Origin of the sequence: Pseudomonas putida W15Oct28 (assembly GCF_000708715.2) — a bacterium.
Lineage (GTDB): Bacteria > Pseudomonadota > Gammaproteobacteria > Pseudomonadales > Pseudomonadaceae > Aquipseudomonas > Aquipseudomonas putida_R.
Map to the genome: position 1 here is coordinate 1 of NZ_JENB01000006.1, position 16,721 is coordinate 16,721.

Here is a 16,721-nt window from a genome sequence, read left to right on the forward strand (position 1 = left end):
TTCGCCGATCAATCTGACTCGTTGATCCATGGGGGACTCTTGATTCCAGGGCATGATCAGATACCTCCTGATCATGCGTATTAGCCTGTAAACCATGTCCCCGGTTTGGAATGTAAACGATGTCTCCGGTTTGTACCTTGGGTGAACCCGCTCCCACAGGGTTCTGTACCGGTCTTGAGGGCTGTGCTGAACTTTATGGGAGCGGGTTTACCCGCGTAGAGGCCAGCACAGGTCAAAGTAAATGCAGCGACCTGGTATTTCTGCTAGTTGGTAGCACGCTTAAAACAGGTGACAATTCTGAGCTATCTATCGACGCGCGCCCGTGTAGCTGGGGATCCTAATGATTAATACAAAAACCGGTTTCACCTTGATGGCTACTAACAGCCAACACTCGATAATCTTGGCCTGTGCACAAGGGAAAGCTGGCCTTGTAAATTATTTGCCTTATGGATTCGCCTCCGCACTTTTTCAGATGCCCATGCGGCTTAAATTTACGGGCGAGCAACTAGATCCAATGACAGGCTTTTATTTATTGGGGAATGGCTACCGCTCGTTCAGCCCGACCTTGGGCAGATTCGTTTCTCCCGATACAGTAAGCCCATTCGGGAAGGGTGGTTTGAACAGCTATGCCTATTGTAACGGCGACCCGGTCAACCTGGTTGACCCAGAGGGCCGGGCGGGTCGACCAAACCCGCTGGTTCGAACTGCACAACGCGTGCTTCGCCGGGCAATTCAACGAACCCGTCACGCCCCAAACAGAGCGGCCAGCAGGAGGCACGCCGCTCCCGCGCCGTCAGCTGGTCAAGATCCTGCGCCTCTACAGGCTCCAGTGGCGCTCCAGGCGAATGCAGCGCAACACGCGATGAATGTAGGTGGAGCCCCGGCTGCCGTACCTAGTCCACGAGATATGCTGGACAACTACGTCATCTCCTCAATAAAGCTATTGCAAGCGAACAGAAAGGGCTTTGGCAATCCTCAATCACCTCACTATGCCGACTATCAGAGATTGAGAAACCATGTTCAAACTTTTGCCGCAAGTCATAACCAGGTGCTAGCTGAAGTGTTACCAGAGTATATGTCAGGTCTAACCCGCGGCCTCCTCCATCATGCCGACGGAGCCTTGACCATCAACACCATGAAAATCAGGACAGACGAGTGACGAGCCACAGTCATGGCCCATGGCGCGGAACAGAACCTCTCAATTCACACCCCACTTCCTGCCGCCCTGCCCACCCCTGGCTCCGCGCCCGGTACTGCCGCGGCGCAATGGCAAACAGCTCACGAAACCGCCGGTAAAAATGCGGGAAACTGACAAAGCCGCTGGCAACCGCCACCTCGGTCAATGACTTGCTGGTGTGCTGCAACAACTGCCGCGCATGGGTCAGGCGCAGCTCCAGATAATAGCGTGGCGGCGTGGCCTGCACATGCCGGCGGAACAGCCGCTCCAGGTGCCGCCGCGACAACCCGGCATGCTCGGCGATTTCATCAATGCCGATCGGGTCTTCGATGTTTGCGTGCATCAGTTCCAGGGCCAGGCGCACGCCTTTGGGTAGGCTGGGGTCGATTTCCGGTGCGCTGGCCGGTGCATCGCTCATTACCCGCGAACGGTCACAGGCCAGCATCTGCTCCACGGCCCGGCGCAATGGCGCGCCTCCGCATTGCTCGAGCAACGCCAGCATCATGTCCAGCGCACTGCTGGCACCGGCGCAGCTCATGCGGCGGCGGTCCAGCACATGGGCGTGGCGGCTGATACGCACCTTTGGGAACAGTTCGCTCATCATCGCCCGGCCATCGGGGTGAAAGGCGCAGTCGTGGTCGTTGAGCAAGCCGGCCTCGGCCAGGAAGTAAGCGCCGTTCCACAGCCCGCCCAGCTGGCTGCCGTGCTGGTCGGCTTGGCGCAGCTTGGCGCGCAGCAGTGGCGCGGCTTCCAGGCGTACGCGGAAGCCGCCACATACCAGCAGGCAATCCAGGCCTTGCACGTCCAGTTCGGCCAGTTGGGTGTTGACCGGCAGGGCGATGCCCAGGTCGCTCATCACCTGGGCGCCCTCACCCACCACCTGGACCTGGAACAACGGCGTGGCACTCATCAGGTTGGCGGTGACCAGGCTGTCCATTGCGGCGGTGAAGGCCATCATCGAGAAGTGTTCACGCAGGACGAACGCCACGCGCTGGCACGGCATTGACAGTGAAGTCCGGATGGCAGGGTCCAGATGGGCCAGGTTGGTGTTCTTGAGGATGCTTTCGAAGTGGCTCATGGCTTTAACTCAACTGCAGGAATCGCGTTGGCTTCTTCGCGGGCTTGCCCGCTCCCACAGGGGCTCTACAGGTGCTGAAATCTGTGAAATGCCTGTGGGAGCGGGCAAGCCCGCGAAGCAGCCAACACTGATGGAACGGGTTACTTGCCGGCCTGGGTCGCTGCGTCACGCGAGGCTTGCAGCCACTGGTCGAACTGCTGGCGGTGGGCGGCAACCCACTCCTTGGCATGGCGCTCGATGTCTTTAGGCTTCTTCTCGCCCTGCTGCATCTTCAGGTTCTGGTTGCTCTCGTCATCGGTGCTGATCTGCACCTGCGAGAGGAACTTCACCGCCGCCGGGTTCTTTTCGGCAAAGTCCTTGTTCAGCACAGCCACTACCTTGTCGATGGCAAAGCCCAGGTTCTTGCCGTGGTACGTGGTGTCGACGTCATTCTTGCCGTCCGGCAGGTCGGTCTTCGGCACTTCCAGCCAGACCACGTCCTTGTTTTCGACCAGCACGCTGGCGATCCACTGCGGCACCCAGGTGAAGTAGAAGACTGGCTTGCCTTCCTTGTAGCGGGTGATGGTGTCGGCCATCAGCGCGAAGTACGACCCCTGGTTGACGGTGATGCTCTTGTCCAGGTCGTAGGCCTTCATGTGGTGGGCGATTACCAACTCGCAACCCCAGCCTGGGTTGCAACCGGTCATGTCGGCCTTGCCGTCACCGTCGGTATCGAACAGCTTGGCGATCTCGGGCTTTTTAAGGTCGGTGATGTACTTGATGTTGTACTGGTCGGCGGTTTTCTTGTCGATCAGGTAACCCTGGGCCACACCCGGCAGAATGTCGCCGGTCTTGACCATCACATCGTCACCCCCAGCCTGCTGGTAGAACTGGTTGTGCAGTTTGTCCCACAGGTGCACGGTGAAATCGGCATCGCCGTTGGCCAGGGCCACCATCATCACGCCGTACTCGGTCTCCTTCGGCTCCTGAACCTTGTAGCCCAGCTCGCGCAGGCCTTCCATGGCCACTTCGCCACGGAAGCGCTCTTCAGCGATGGAAGGGAAAATCGGCGTTACCTTCACACCATCACCCGGCTTTTCCGCCGAAGCGTGTGCGCCCAGCGCGGCGGCCACCAGGGTCAACGCCGTGGCGCATTTGAGGATGCTGCGGGAGAACTTGGATTCGTACATCGTCGCTTACCTTCTTCTGATTTTTATCTTCAAGTGCGGCAGATCGAACGTCTCAAAAGTCTTGCTGTGCTCAGGCGGTCTTGCGCCCCCGTTGCGGTTGTGCAGCACCACACAGGCGCATCACCACGCCCACGGGGCCAGTGTGGTACCAGCGCAGGCTCGGGTCGGCGCTGGTGCGCGCGCCCATGGCCTGGGTCAGGCGGTCGAGGAAAATCGCCAGCAGCACCAGCCCGACACCACCGACCGTGGCCAGGCCCATGTCCAGGCGGCCGATGCCGCGCAGCACCATCTGGCCCAGGCCGCCGACCGAAATCATCGAGGCAATCACCACCATCGACAGCGACAGCATGAGGGTCTGGTTGAGGCCGGCCATGATGGTCGAGGTGGCCAGCGGCAGCTGCACGCGGGTCAGCATCTGCCGTGGGGTGCAGCCGAAGGCGCGGGCGGCCTCGATCTTGTCTTCCGGCACCTGGCGAATGCCCAGGTTGGTCAGGCGCACCAGCGGCGGCAGCGCGAACACGATGGTGACCAGCACGCCAGGCACATTGCCGATGCCGAACAGCATCACCACCGGCACCAGGTAAACGAACGCCGGCAGGGTCTGCATGGCATCCAGCAGCGGGCGGATAATGCGCTCCATGCGGTCACTGCGGGCACACAGGATGCCCAGCGGGATGCCGATGAGCGCGCAGAAGAACACCGAGGTCAGTACCAGCGCCAGGGTAGTCATAGACTCGGCCCATACACCGATCAGGCCCAGCAGGGTCAGGGTGACGAAACACAGCAAGGCCATGCGCTTGCCCGCAAGCTGCCAGCCCAGCAGCGACGAGAGGATGATGCCGATGGTGGGTGGAATGCTCTGCAAGGTGAACTCGATACCGTTGAGCACCTGGTCGATGGGCCAACGAATGGCGCGAAACACCTCGCGGAAGTTGTGCACCAGAAAGTTCAGGGTGGCGGTGACCCAGTCACCCAAAGGGATGGTGGCCGCCTGGAACGGGTCAAGCAGGCTGAATTCGGACATGAGGGCTTACCTCTTCTAGTAAACGCTACGGGCGCTTCTTTTGTTAGTTGCGGCTCAGGGTCTGCAGCAGCTCGTTCTTCGACAGCGTGCCCTTGAAGGCGCCCTGGCGGTCGAGCACCGGCACCGGGTACGGCAGGTTTGCCGCGATCCCGAGCACTTCGTGCAGCGGCGTATCGGTATACACCGGGCACTGCTCGTGCAGGCTGTAGCGGTCACTGGCCGTGGCGCCGTTGGCGTCGGTATCGACCACGCCCAGCAACTGCCCGCGTTCGTCGACCAGGTAGCCGAACGGCACACCGGCCTGGAAGCTCGGGGCCTTGCCGTTGACCTTGCACACCACCGCAGGGTCGAACCTGGCCACATCACCGGCCTTGAGCACTCGCGAGCTGTCAAAGCTCTTGAAGAAGGTGCGCACGTAGTCGTTGGCAGGCTGGTTGATAAGCTCTTGCGGGGTACCGATCTGCACCACGCGGCCACCTTCCATGATTGCAATGCGGTGGCCGATGCGGATGGCTTCCTCGATGTCGTGGGAGATGAAGATGATGGTGCGCTGCTGCTCGGCCTGCAGGCGAATCAGCTCGCCCTGCATTTCGCTGCGGATCAGCGGGTCGAGGGCAGAGAACGCCTCGTCCATCAACAGGATCGCGGGGTCGTTGGCCAGCGCTCGGGCCAGGCCCACACGCTGCTGCATGCCGCCGGAAAGCTGGTGCGGATAGCTGTGTTCGTGGCCCGCCAGGCCCACCTGGCTCAACGCTTCACGGGCGCGGCTGTGGCGCTCTGCCTCTGGGACGCCGGCGATTTCCAGGCCGAACGCGGTATTTTCCAGCACGCTCATGTGCGGCATCAGGGCAAAGGACTGGAACACCATGCCCATTTCCTTGCGGCGTACATCCAGCAGGGCCTTGTCGGAGAGCCCGGTAATTTCCTTGCCGTTGAGGTGAATGCTGCCGGAAGTAGGTTCGATCAGGCGGTTGAACAGCCGCACCATGGTCGATTTACCCGAGCCGGAAAGGCCCATGATGACGAAGATCTCGCCACGTTTGACGGAAAAGCTTGCATCGAACACGCCGACGACGTGGCCGGTCTTGCTGAAGATTTCGTTCTTGTCGGCGCCCTTGCGGAGCATCTCCATGGCCATGTTCGGGTTGGGACCGAACACCTTGAAGATGTTTTTTACCGAAAGAATCTCATCGGCATGGCTCATACGACCCTCGTTATTATGCTTATTAACCAATCTTTCAACATCGCACTTTCAATAAGGCGGGTAGAGATCAGTGCGAGTACGCTTGGCAGTCCGTTCAAATTCGAACGTGAGTCAAAACCGGCACGCAGAATGTCCTGCTTCAAAAAGTTTTCGACATCGATGTCTCGGATGTCGCGCCGTGGTTCAACGTTAGGCCTAGTACCAGAGCGGGTCCAACGACATTTGCATGGCGCTAACCATTACCTGAAGTTATCAATCGGTACCAAAGCCCCGACACAGAGCCTGCCGGAGTGCACTCAAATGCAGGAGCAGCCTTGTGCTGCGAAGAGGCCGGCTCATACACTTGCGATTGCGGCGCCTGTACGGGCCCTTCGCAGCGCAAGGCTGCTCCTACAGAAGACCGCGTGGGCTACCGCGGCATAACGAAGGACCTGCACCCTAACGACATGGTCAGACACTCCGAACCCGATCAGACCCTGATCAAGATGCCCTCGCTGCGCGCGGTCAAAGTCTTCGTCGCCGCCGCCAAGTACCAGAATTTCACCCGCGCCGCCGAGGCGCTGTGCGTCACCCAGGCCGCGGTCAGCCGGCAGATCCGTGAGCTGGAGACCTACCTGGGCGCCGAACTGTTCAGCCGTGTGGGCCGTGCGGTGGAGTTGACCGTGGCCGGTTCGATCTTCTTCGATGCCGTGCAGTTATCGTTCGTCAACATCTCCCAGGCGGCCGAGCGTATCCGCAGCAACACCAACACCAAGCACGTGGTCACCCTGTGCTGCTCACCCGCATTTGCCGCGCTGTGGCTGGGGCCGCGCATGCCCAAGTTCTTCGACGAAAACCCGGATATCGACATCAACCTGGTGACCACGCAGAACTTTTTGTCGATGGAGCCTGGCGTTCGGCCTGACATCTACATCACCAAGCTGGGCAAGGTTCAGGCGGGCTACAGCTCCCACCCGCTCAACCACGACGTGATCTACCCGGTGTGCACGCCGCAATACCTGATGCAACACCCTGAAGTACGCACCCTGCTTGGGCTGAGGGATGGCACGTTGCTGAACCTCAGCCCCTATGGCCGCTCGCAGGTGGCCGAGCATGTGGACTGGAACGTGTGGCTGGCCTTTCATGACGTCGACCTGAAAAGCCGCGCCAATACCGCGCCGCACTTTTTCAATGCCAACGACTACAACCTGCTGGTGCAGTTGGCATTGGGCAGCCAAGGTGTAGCGTTGGGTTGGCATCACTTGATTGCACCGCTGGTGGCGCAAGGGTTGCTGGTGCGACCTGTGGAACAGGAACTGGTGTTGAAAGATACCTTCCACTTCCTGGCGTTCAACGAAGACAAGGAGCACGATGCCAGTTGCCGGCGGTTACGCGACTGGTTGCTGGACGAGTTCCAGCCGTTGCTTGAAACGCTGCGCACTCGATGAGCCTGGGTTGCTTGCGCCGGCCTCTTCGCGGGTAAACCCGCGAAGAGGCCAGTACAGGGTACCCAGCTTTCCCAGAAACAGCCTGCAACCAGGCCACCCCGCCGTTGGGCCACTTTTCCAACATCAGACTCCGCACTTCTGCTAAAACGCGTGCATGCCTACTCTCCTCCTCACCCACCTGCGCCGCCGTTGGTTCACCTGGCTGTGCGCCGCCGCACTGGTCATTGGCTTGCCGTCCAGCTGTGCTGTCTTGCAGCACAAGGAACGCGAGCTGGTGTTCCGCATCGAGCCCGGCCAGGCCAGCTGGTTCCGGGGCCTGCCCAGCGGTGTGCAGGAACTGGACCTGCGCCCGCGCAGCTTCGCCAGTAACCAGAACCTGCACGCCTGGTGGTGGCCGGCCAAGCGAGCCAACGCGCCGGCCATTCTCTACCTGCACGGTGTACGCTGGAACCTGACCGGCCAACTGTTCCGTATCGAGCAACTGCATGCCATGGGCTACTCGGTGCTTGCGGTGGATTACCGCGGCTTTGGCAAGAGCAGTGGCGACCTGCCTTCCGAAGCAACAGTGTATGAAGATGCCCGCATTGCATGGGAACGCTTTGCCCAGTTACAGCCGGATGCTGGCAAGCGCCTGATCTTCGGGCACTCGCTGGGTGGTGCGGTGGCCGTGGAACTGGCCAGCGAGTTGGCACGTGAGGCGCAAAAAGACGGTAACGGTGCGCCAGCACGCGGGCTGATTCTGGAGTCGACCTTCACCTCCCTGGGCGATGTCGCTGCGGCGGTTGCCAATACTTCGCTGCCCGTGCGCTGGCTGATGTCACAGAAGTTTGACTCGCTGGACAAGATCAACGGTGTTGGCCTGCCCGTGCTGCTGGTACATGGCCTGGACGACCGTTTCGTGCCGCCGCGTTTCAGCCAGCAATTGTACGACGCAGCCCAGCAGCCCAAGACATTGCTGCTGGTGCCGGGAGCGACCCATAACAACAGCATGAGCCTGGCCGGCCAGCGTTACCGGCGAGCGATACAAGCATTGCTGTGAACTTACTGCACGGGCAAAAAATTCATCAGCAGCAGACTCTGGGCGTAATTCAGGCCAATCCGCCGATAACGCTCATCCAGCAACTCGGCCAACAGATCCAGCCGCGCAACGATCTTGCCAAACTCCACGGCAAAACTCAGGTTGCTGCCCTCTTCGGAAATCTCGTTGGAGAACAGCAACAACACCCCATTGGCGTCCTGCCGCTGGCTGAGCATCCAGGTGGCCTTTTCGATATTGCGCGCCGCGTTGTTGATGAACAGCGGGTCGATGGTATCGGTCATGTAGAACTCGGTACGCCCGCCGTGCGCGGTGACTAGCATGCTGCCGATGGCGTAGATGAAAGCACCCACCCGGTCACCGCGAAACTCCGGGCTCAGGGCGTAGCTCAATGCCGCCAGGTCACGGCGGTTACCCAGTTGCGGCAGTGGCTGGCGTTGTTCGATGGCCATGCGGATCTGCCGCTCGGCCGTGTCGGCATCCACGTAGCCCGACATCTTCCACTGGTTGGGGTTGCGCAGGTACAGCTTGTTCATCAGCAGGTACAGGCTTTGCAAGTTGTCGCGCATCGACAGCGTGGCCAGGCGGTCGACGCTGGTCTGGAACAGCTCACTGGGTTTGCCGTTGCCGAACTGGCTGACAATATCGCGGCCTTGCTCCTGGGTGCAGGCGCACAGGCATGTGAGGGCGCCTGCCAGCAGCAGGCGCGGGAGGAAATTCGGGTAGCTTGCAACCATCGGCACCGGGTCGATATTCGGCGGCCGCACCGGGGGTTGGTGCAGCCTGGCCAAGCATAGAGCCCGGAAATCGTAAAAAGTGCAGTGACCAAGGATGCACTAAGCCTGTGCGGGCCTCTTCGCGGGCTCGCCCGCTCCCACAGGGACCGCACAGCTCTCAGCTTCTGTGGCGAACTTGTGGGAGCGGGCAAGCCCGCGAAGAGGCCCGCACAGGCGAGACAGCAATTACATGGCGTGGCGCAACATCTCTACCATCTGCGCATGCAGCGCCGGGTCACCACAGGCCACTACGCACCCGCCATTCTGTGCACTGCTGCCATCCCAGGCAGTGATCACTCCGCCCGCCCCTTCGATGAGCGGCATCAGCGCCTGCACGTCATAGGGCTGCAGGCTCGCCTCAACGATCACATCGACAAAGCCCGAAGCCAGCATGCAGTAGGCATAGCAATCGCCACCGTAGCGCATCAGGCGCGCCTTGCCGGCAACGGCCTCGAACGCAGCTTTGCGCTCGTCGGTGTCGAACATGTCCGGCGTGGTGCACATCAGCGTGGCCGATGCCAGATCGGCACAGGCACGGGTTTTCAGTGCTGTACCGCTACACCACGCACCTTCAGGAGTGCCGACAAAGCGTTCACCGGTGAATGGTTGATTCATCACGCCAACCACAGGGCGCGAGCCATCGTTCAGGGCAATCAACGTGCCCCACAACGGCAGGCCGGTGATGAAGGCACGGGTACCGTCGATCGGGTCGAGCACCCACGTCAGCGGGCTGCTGCCGACGGCCACGCCCGCCTCTTCACCAAGAATACCGTGGTCTGGGTAGCGGGCCTGGATCAGCGCGCGCATGGCATCCTCAGCCGCCTTGTCAGCCACGGTCACCGGGTCGTACAGGCGCCCGCCCTTGTCCTCGACATCCAGGCTGGCACGAAAGTATGGCTTGATCGCCACAGCGGCAGCATCGGCCAGCTGCTCGGCGAAGGCGCGAAATTCGCCGATCTGTTCAGCGCTCAGGGACATGGGACAGGCCTCGTGACAATGATGGGGCCCGCATCATACCCCACAGCCCGCGTATCGCCAGTTGACTGAGACAAGTGCCACTATAATGACATTATCGATGCTTCATTTAACCGTCACCCGTTCGTTGTACTAGCATAGCAACCACTTCCCGTCGCAAGCCCAGGATCCGGGCTGCTAGAAACCTGACGGGATAACCATTACCTGGTCTTCATGGACGACGCGATGAATTCGAACCTGCTCTACCCTCAGATCGGCAAAGTCATTGCCAGCACCGGCAGCCGCCAGTTCCCCCGCATGCTGCACGACCTGATCCAGGCTCACCTGTCCATCGATGCCACGCATATCCGCCAGTTGCCCCTCATGCCCTGCGATTCGACGCTGATCGAGGAAACGGTATTTTCTTCGGATGAACAACCCGAGGGTGGCTTCAGCGACCCGTCGCGCCTGCACCGGATCCGCCGCAACGGCAATGCACGCATGGAAATCCAGGTGTTGCGCGCAGACTCTACCTACGGTTTCTCGACATTCGAACGTAGCCGCCTGGACGCGATTTCACCGTTGCTGCTGCCAATGCTGGAGAAGCATATCGATGCATTGCAACCCGGCCCGGAGCGGTACACCCGGGAAAGCCTGGAGCAACGCTTTGTCGACCGGCTGGCGCAGTCGGGGCTGAAGCTGTCGGAGCGCGAGCGCCAGGTGTGCCTGGGGCTGCTGGCCGGGCACACGGCGCCGGAACAAGCCGAGCGGCTGGGGCTGAGGGTGAATACGGTGGAGAGCTACCTGCGCCGGGCGGCGATCAAGCTAGGCATCAGCGGGCGGCATTCGCTGATGCGCTGGATGTATGCCGAGGCTTGAACAGGCGCTCTACTGAAATTGCCACTTCACTCTTTGATCAAGCAGGTGCCCTGTGGGAGCAGGCGCGCCCGCGAATTGGCCGGTGCTGGTGTGCTTCAGTCCCTGGACAAAGCCTCGATCGGGTCAAGGCGCGCTGCATTGCGCGCCGGCACAAACCCGAACACCACGCCGATCAGCGTCGAGCAGGCAAACGCCATCACCACCGATGCAAGCGAGAACACCATCTCCCATTGTTTGACGAACAACTCGAACAGATAACCCACGCCATACGACAAGCCAATGCCCACCAGCCCGCCAAACAGGCAGACCATTACGGCTTCCACCAGAAACTGCTGGCGAATATCCGATTGCCGGGCCCCTACCGCCATGCGAATGCCGATTTCACGGGTACGTTCGGTCACCGAGACCAGCATGATGTTCATCACCCCAATGCCCCCTACTACCAGCGAGATCACCGCAATCAGCGACAACAGCAAGGTGAGCGAACGGCTGGTCTTTTGCACGGTCTGCATGATGCTGTCGAGGTTGTTGGTGAAGAAGTCCTTGGTACCATGCCGTTGCAGCATCACCCGCGTCACCTCGTCCTCTACCCGCTTGCTCGGCACACCGTCCTTGATACGCACGCTGATGCTGTCGAGGTGACGCTGCCCAAGTACCCGTCCGGCCGCCGTTTCGTAAGGCACCCAGATGTTCAACTGGTTGCTGGCGACGAACAGGTTCTTGTTCTGGGCCGTCACGCCAATCACCGTGCACGGCAGGTTGCCGACCAGAATCACCTGCCCCAGTGGGTCGAAGTTCGGGCCGAACAGGCGCTTGCGTGTGTTGTGGTCGATCACCACCACCTGGGCCTGGCGCCGGGCGTCGTCGGCGCTGAACACGATACCCGCGGCCAACGGAATATTACGCACCTGGAAGTAATGCTCGCTGACACCGTTGAGCTGTACGTCGACATCCAGGTTGCGGTAGCGCACCAGCGTGCTCTGGCCGATCACCGGGGTGGCACTGTCCACGTAGTAAAGCGCGTTGAGCGCGGCGACGTCGGCGGGCACCAGGGTTTCGATGGTCTTGGCCCTGCTGTCACCGAAGTTGCTGCCCGAGTAGATGTCGATGGTGTTGCTGCCAATGGCCTGGATGTCCTTGAGCACATAGCCCTTGGCGCCTTCGCCGATGGCCGAGATAGACACTACCGAGGTGATGCCGATGATGATCCCGAGCATGGTCAGCAGGGTGCGCATACGGTGCGAGATCAGCGCAATCCAGGCCATCTTGAATGCTTCGCGGAACATGCCCAGGCTTACCAGCAGGCGCCGCGCGCCCTGCGCCTGGGGCGCAGCCTGCGCGTCTTCCACCGGGATGGCCGGCGCGCCAGTGCGCCGGTCGCTGACAATCTGCCCATCGCTGACTTCGATGATGCGCTCGGCATGGGCGGCCACCTTGGGATCGTGGGTGACCAGGATCACGGTGTGCCCGGCAGCGTGCAGCTCCAGCAGGATGTTCATCACTTCCTTGCCGCTGGCAGTGTCCAGGGCACCCGTGGGTTCGTCAGCGAGGATCACCTGGCCGCCGTTCATCAACGCCCGGCAGATACTCACTCGCTGCTGCTGACCACCTGACAACTGGCTGGGGCGATGCGTCAGGTGGCCCTTCAGGCCCAACCGCGTCAGCAGTTCGCGCGCCCGGTCGTGGCGCTGCCCCTGCGCCGTGCCGGCATACACGGCCGGAATCTCGACGTTGTGCAGCGCATCAAGGTGCGGCAGCAGGTGGTAACGCTGAAAGATGAAGCCGAAGTGGTCGCGACGCAAAGCCGCCAGGGCGTCATCATCCAGCTCGCGGGTTTCTTGCCCGCCTACCTGATAGCTGCCGCTGCTGGCGTTGTCCAGGCAGCCAAGGATGTTCATCAGGGTCGACTTGCCGGAACCGGAAGCGCCGATGATGGCGACCAGTTCGCCACTGTGAATCTGCAGGTCGATGCCTTTCAGTGCAAGGAATTCGCGGTCGCCGGCCTGGAAGCTGCGTGTTACCCCGCGCAAGCGCAGCAATGGCTCGGCAGTACCGCTGGCAAGCGCCATGTGCGGGCTCGGCTCAACATTCATGTTCATGCTCACGCCCCCGCTTCGCCCGACACCGGCTCTCCGATCACCACCCGGTCACCCTCTGCCAGCCCGTCCTTGATCTGTACCTTGACGTTGTTGTTGATCCCCGCCTGAACGTTGCGCACCTGGGCGAAACCCTTGGCGTCCAGCACCCGCACAGGGAAGCTGCCATCTCCGTTGCGCCCCCCCAGGGCCGCCACCGGCACGGTGAGTACGGCCTGGGCAGTGTCGAGCACGATATGCACCTGGGCCGTCATCGAAATCCGCAACCTGTGCTCCGGGTTGGGCACTTCGAACAAGGCGTTGTAGAACACTGCGCCGCTGGGTTTGCTGGTGCCACCGTCGGTCTTGTCGCTGCTCTGTGCGTAGTTTTGCGGCGCAGGTTCGGTGCCGCGCAGCCTGGCGTAGTAGCGCTTGTCCTCGCCGAGGATGGTGAAATACACCTCTTGGCCAGGGGTGATGTGGATCACGTCGGCTTCCGACACCTGGGCCTTGACCGTCATGGTGTCGAGGTCGGCCAGCTTGAGCAGCACCGGGGCCAACTGGTTGGCGATCACGGTCTGCCCCTCCTGGGTGACGATCCCCACCACATGGCCGGTGATCGGCGCGTTGATGCGGGTATAGCCGAGGTTGACCCGGGCGGTGTCGATCTCGACACGGGCGCTCTGGATCTGCGCGTCCAGCGAGCGCACGGCGGCCTGCTTTACCTCGTACTCGGACTCGGCACTCTCGAAGTCCTGGCGCGACACCGACTCGTCGGCCTGCAGCTCGCGGTAGCGCTCGTACACGCGCCTGGCCTGTTTGAGCTGGGCCAGGCTCGAACGCCGCTCGGCCTGCAGCTTTTCTTCATCCACCTCGGCCTGGCGCAAGGTATTGCGCAGCACCAGCGGGTCGATCTCGGCCAGCCACTGGCCTTCGCTGACTTTGTCGCCGAGCTTGACCTTGAGCGACTTCAGCTGCCCGGACACCTGGGCACCGACGTCTACCTGCTTGACGCCTTGGAGCATGCCGGTAGCCAGCACGGCGTTTTCGATATCACCACGCTCGACCGTGGCGGTAATGTACTGCGGCGCCTTGGCAGGAGCCTGGATGGCGTACAGGCTGATGCCGGCCACCAGGGCCACGGCGAGACCGAGGCTGTACTTGCGGAATCTGGACTTGTCCATGAACACTCACTTTCCTCTGCAATTCAGATGCATCGACCGGGTACGACACCTGTGGCCGCGGCGGCGCCTGGCAGCGCCTGCGACGGTGTTCGCGGGCAAGCCCGCGCCCACAGGTAATCGGTGCTGGGGCATGGCTACTGGGTAACCTTGCTGTGCTGCAGTGCCTGCCCTTCGTGCCACCAGGCCGCGAGGCTGAACACATCCGGCACTTTCAGGATGCTGAAGTGGTCACCCGGCCCCTGCCACTGCGCCAACTGCGGCATCAGTTGCTGCCACCCCTCGCGCATTGCCGCGTGCTCGCGGGCATTGCCCAACGCATCCAGGCCTGGGTCATCCACCAACACCAACCCGACCGGCCCGGTGTAGGCCAACGCTGGCCGATAAACCGTGCGCAGTGCCGTGGCAAACGTACGCACCGTGCCATCCAGCACCCGTGGAGTGGACCGTGCAGGCAACAACCCGTTACGCACCATGCCTGCATGCAATTGGTGTAGCTGGTCGTCATCGGTGGCCAGGGCGAACGCAGCCGGGTCGATACCCAGGGCTTTGCCGGTAGACAACTGCAAGGCATCAATCAGGCGCTGCAAGGCTTCGCCGAAAGTGTGGGGTTGGCCGCAGGCCCCCTCCGCGTTTGGCGCCTCGCTGTCGATCAGGGTCAATGAACGCACCGGTCGCCCCTTGGCCTCCAGCCTGGCGGCAATGGCATGCGCCACCCAGCCACCGAACGAATGCCCCACCAGGTTCAGCGGCCCTTCCGGGTAAAGCGCTTCGATGGCCTGGACATGGCAGTCAGCGGCGGCTTCCACCGAACTGTGCGGCACCGCGCCTGCGTCCAGGCCACGCGGCTGCAACCCGTACAACGGCCAGTCCGGTCCCAGCGCTTCTGCCAGGCCAATGAAACTGGTCACGCTGTCACCGGCCCCGGGCACGCAGAACAGCGGTGCATGCCCCGGTTGCCCGGCCTGGATGGCCACGTGTGACGCGTAGCTCGGCGCAGCTGCAACCGGGCACTTGGCAAGTGCCTGGGTCAGTGCCTGCCCTACGGCCGTCACATGGGGCGCCTGCATCAGGCTGCGGTGGTCACCCGGCACGCCAACGATCAACAGTGGCTGCGTTGGAAGCGCCTCGCGCCAGCCCAGGGTCGGCAGGCTGTCGCTGCCTTGCTCGGCGCGGAACAGGTGCACCGGCAGGCTCAGTGGTGCAAGGCGGTAGTGCGCCAGGGCATGCCCGTGGGCAAGTTCACGGGTGAAGTAATGCAGCAATTGCGCGTCGCTCATGCTCGCCCACAAGCCATACAAGAGTGCGTACTCGCGGCAGCTTGCCAGCAAGCTGGCGAAATCGGCCTGCTCCGCTTCCAGGCGCTGCAAGTGCACGAGTTTTTCGGCAGCAGCCGGCCCCTGTGTGCGCCAGAACGTGCTGCAGTTCAGCAGCAGTTGCCGTTCCAGCGCCTGCGGGCCCGACCAACGTGCCTTGCCCTGGTCGGCCAGGCGCGGCACGTAGCTATCGATCAGGCCGAGGAATTCGACAGTTTCGTCCATCCCCAGCAACTGGCAGGCCATCTCAAAGGCCAGCACGCCGCCAAACGACCAGCCCGCCAGGCGGTATGGCCCCTGCGGCTGCACAGTGCGCATCTGCTCGATCTGATAACGGGCCAGGCATTCCAGCGTACGGGGTTGTGGCTGGCCGGCAGGCACGCCGGGCAAGCCGTACAGGGCGAAGTCGCCGCCCAGGTGCTGGCCCAGCACCGGGAAGTAGAAGTCCAGCCCGGTGAACTCGTGCACCAAAAACAGCGGCGTCTGTGCACCGCCCGGGCGCAGCGTGATAACGCCTTGCGGGGTGGTTGCAGTGTCGTGAAGCCTTGCCGCCAGCAACGCCACGCTGGGGTGCTGGAACACATCGTTGATGGCTGCCCGCAAGCCTGCCTTGTTGAGCCTGTCGACCAGGCGAATGGCTGCCAGCGAATGGCCGCCGAGTTCGAAGAAGTTGTCGTGGCGCCCTACCTGCTGCACATCCAGCAGTTGCGCCCAGACAGTGGCCAGCAAGCGCTCGGTTTCGCCTTCCGGGGCTTGGTAGGCACGGCCCTGTGTGGTATCGGGAGCAGGCAGTGCCTTGCGGTCTAGCTTGCCATTGGGGCTCAGCGGCAGCACATCCAGGTGCATGAACAGCGCCGGCACCATGAACGCCGGCAACCGGGCGAGCAACGCCGTACGCAACGCCTCCAGCGCATGCGGCTGGCCGGTGTAGAAGGCCAGCAGTTGCTGCTCCCGCGCAATCACCACTGCTTCCTTTATCCCTTCGATGCTGGTGAGGCAAGCCTGGATCTCACCCAGTTCGATACGCAGGCCGTGGAGCTTGACCTGGTCATCGTTGCGCCCCAGGTACTCGAGGTTGCCGTCCGCCAGGTGCCGCGCCAGGTCGCCGGTGCGGTACAGGCGTGCGCCCGGGCGGGTGCTGAACGGGTCGTCGATGAAGCGTTCGGCGGTCAGCTCGGCGCGGTTCAGGTAACCGCGGGCCACCTGCACACCGCCGATATACAGCTCACCGGCAACGCCCTGCGGGACGGGCTGGCGTTGCTCATCGAGCACGTAGAGCGTGGTGTTGGCGATGGGCCTGCCGATGGGCGTGTTGTCGGGGGCGCTCAGGCAGTGCCAGGCACTGACGTCCACGGCGGCTTCGGTTGGGCCATACAGGTTGTGCAGTTCTACCGCTGGCAACTGTGCGTGGAAGCGCCGCACCAG

12 protein-coding genes and 1 pseudogene are annotated in these 16,721 nt (G+C 62.1%); 4 read left to right on the forward strand and 9 right to left on the reverse strand.

Annotated features, from left to right (window positions below; genetic code table 11):
- Window positions 1-340 precede the first annotated feature (340 nt).
- Entirely contained in the window at window positions 341-1,159 is an 819-nt protein-coding gene (locus tag AK81_RS27900) for an RHS repeat-associated core domain-containing protein (protein WP_081042014.1), read from the forward strand.
- 10 nt (window positions 1,160-1,169) lie between these two features.
- Here AK81_RS27900 and AK81_RS05355 read toward each other — a convergent pair whose 3' ends face one another.
- From AK81_RS05355 to AK81_RS05370, 4 genes are all read right to left on the reverse strand, one after another.
- Complete coding sequence (locus tag AK81_RS05355) at window positions 1,170-2,255, reverse strand: GlxA family transcriptional regulator (protein WP_043197297.1); 1,086 nt, start codon at window positions 2,253-2,255, stop codon at window positions 1,170-1,172.
- Between the two features lie 140 nt (window positions 2,256-2,395).
- Window positions 2,396-3,424 (reverse strand): glycine betaine/L-proline ABC transporter substrate-binding protein ProX, encoded by a 1,029-nt coding sequence (gene proX / locus AK81_RS05360; RefSeq protein WP_043197298.1) that lies wholly within the window; start codon window positions 3,422-3,424, stop codon window positions 2,396-2,398.
- A gap of 70 nt (window positions 3,425-3,494) precedes the next feature.
- A complete protein-coding gene (proW, locus tag AK81_RS05365) occupies window positions 3,495-4,448 on the reverse strand; it encodes a glycine betaine/L-proline ABC transporter permease ProW (RefSeq protein WP_043197300.1) in 954 nt (317 codons plus the stop codon).
- Between the two features lie 43 nt (window positions 4,449-4,491).
- Entirely contained in the window at window positions 4,492-5,652 is a 1,161-nt protein-coding gene (locus tag AK81_RS05370; RefSeq protein ID WP_043197301.1) for a quaternary amine ABC transporter ATP-binding protein, read from the reverse strand.
- A gap of 446 nt (window positions 5,653-6,098) precedes the next feature.
- Here AK81_RS05370 and AK81_RS05375 point away from each other — a divergent pair, with 446 nt between their 5' ends.
- Both AK81_RS05375 and AK81_RS05380 read left to right on the forward strand, forming a co-directional pair.
- Window positions 6,099-7,079: a LysR family transcriptional regulator gene (locus tag AK81_RS05375; RefSeq protein ID WP_043197303.1), complete on the forward strand. Its 981-nt coding sequence runs from the start codon at window positions 6,099-6,101 to the stop codon at window positions 7,077-7,079.
- Window positions 7,080-7,233: 154 nt separating this feature from the next.
- On the forward strand, window positions 7,234-8,118 hold the full coding sequence (locus AK81_RS05380) for an alpha/beta hydrolase (RefSeq protein WP_043197304.1): 885 nt from the start codon (window positions 7,234-7,236) through the stop codon (window positions 8,116-8,118).
- A 2-nt stretch (window positions 8,119-8,120) separates the two neighbouring features.
- On the opposite strand, the gene AK81_RS05385 is transcribed toward AK81_RS05380, so the two are convergent.
- Window positions 8,121-8,852: a hypothetical protein gene (locus tag AK81_RS05385; RefSeq protein WP_043197305.1), complete on the reverse strand. Its 732-nt coding sequence runs from the start codon at window positions 8,850-8,852 to the stop codon at window positions 8,121-8,123.
- A 225-nt stretch (window positions 8,853-9,077) separates the two neighbouring features.
- Window positions 9,078-9,869, reverse strand: coding sequence for a histidinol-phosphatase (gene hisN, locus AK81_RS05390; RefSeq protein WP_043197306.1), 792 nt, complete (start codon window positions 9,867-9,869; stop codon window positions 9,078-9,080).
- 222 nt (window positions 9,870-10,091) lie between these two features.
- On the opposite strand from hisN, the gene AK81_RS05395 reads away from it, so the two are divergent.
- Window positions 10,092-10,724, forward strand: coding sequence for a helix-turn-helix transcriptional regulator (locus AK81_RS05395; RefSeq protein ID WP_043197307.1), 633 nt, complete (start codon window positions 10,092-10,094; stop codon window positions 10,722-10,724).
- A 95-nt stretch (window positions 10,725-10,819) separates the two neighbouring features.
- Here the strand turns inward: AK81_RS05395 and AK81_RS05400 are convergent, their stop codons facing one another.
- The 3 genes and pseudogenes from AK81_RS05400 to AK81_RS30725 all read right to left on the reverse strand — a co-directional run.
- Entirely contained in the window at window positions 10,820-12,823 is a 2,004-nt protein-coding gene (locus AK81_RS05400; RefSeq protein ID WP_081042015.1) for a MacB family efflux pump subunit, read from the reverse strand.
- Between the two features lie 2 nt (window positions 12,824-12,825).
- The gene (gene macA, locus AK81_RS05405; RefSeq protein ID WP_043197309.1) at window positions 12,826-13,983 is read right to left on the reverse strand and encodes a macrolide transporter subunit MacA; all 1,158 of its coding nucleotides are present in this window, start codon (window positions 13,981-13,983) and stop codon (window positions 12,826-12,828) included.
- A 134-nt stretch (window positions 13,984-14,117) separates the two neighbouring features.
- Window positions 14,118-16,721 (reverse strand): annotated as a pseudogene (locus AK81_RS30725) (alpha/beta fold hydrolase); the annotation flags it as partial.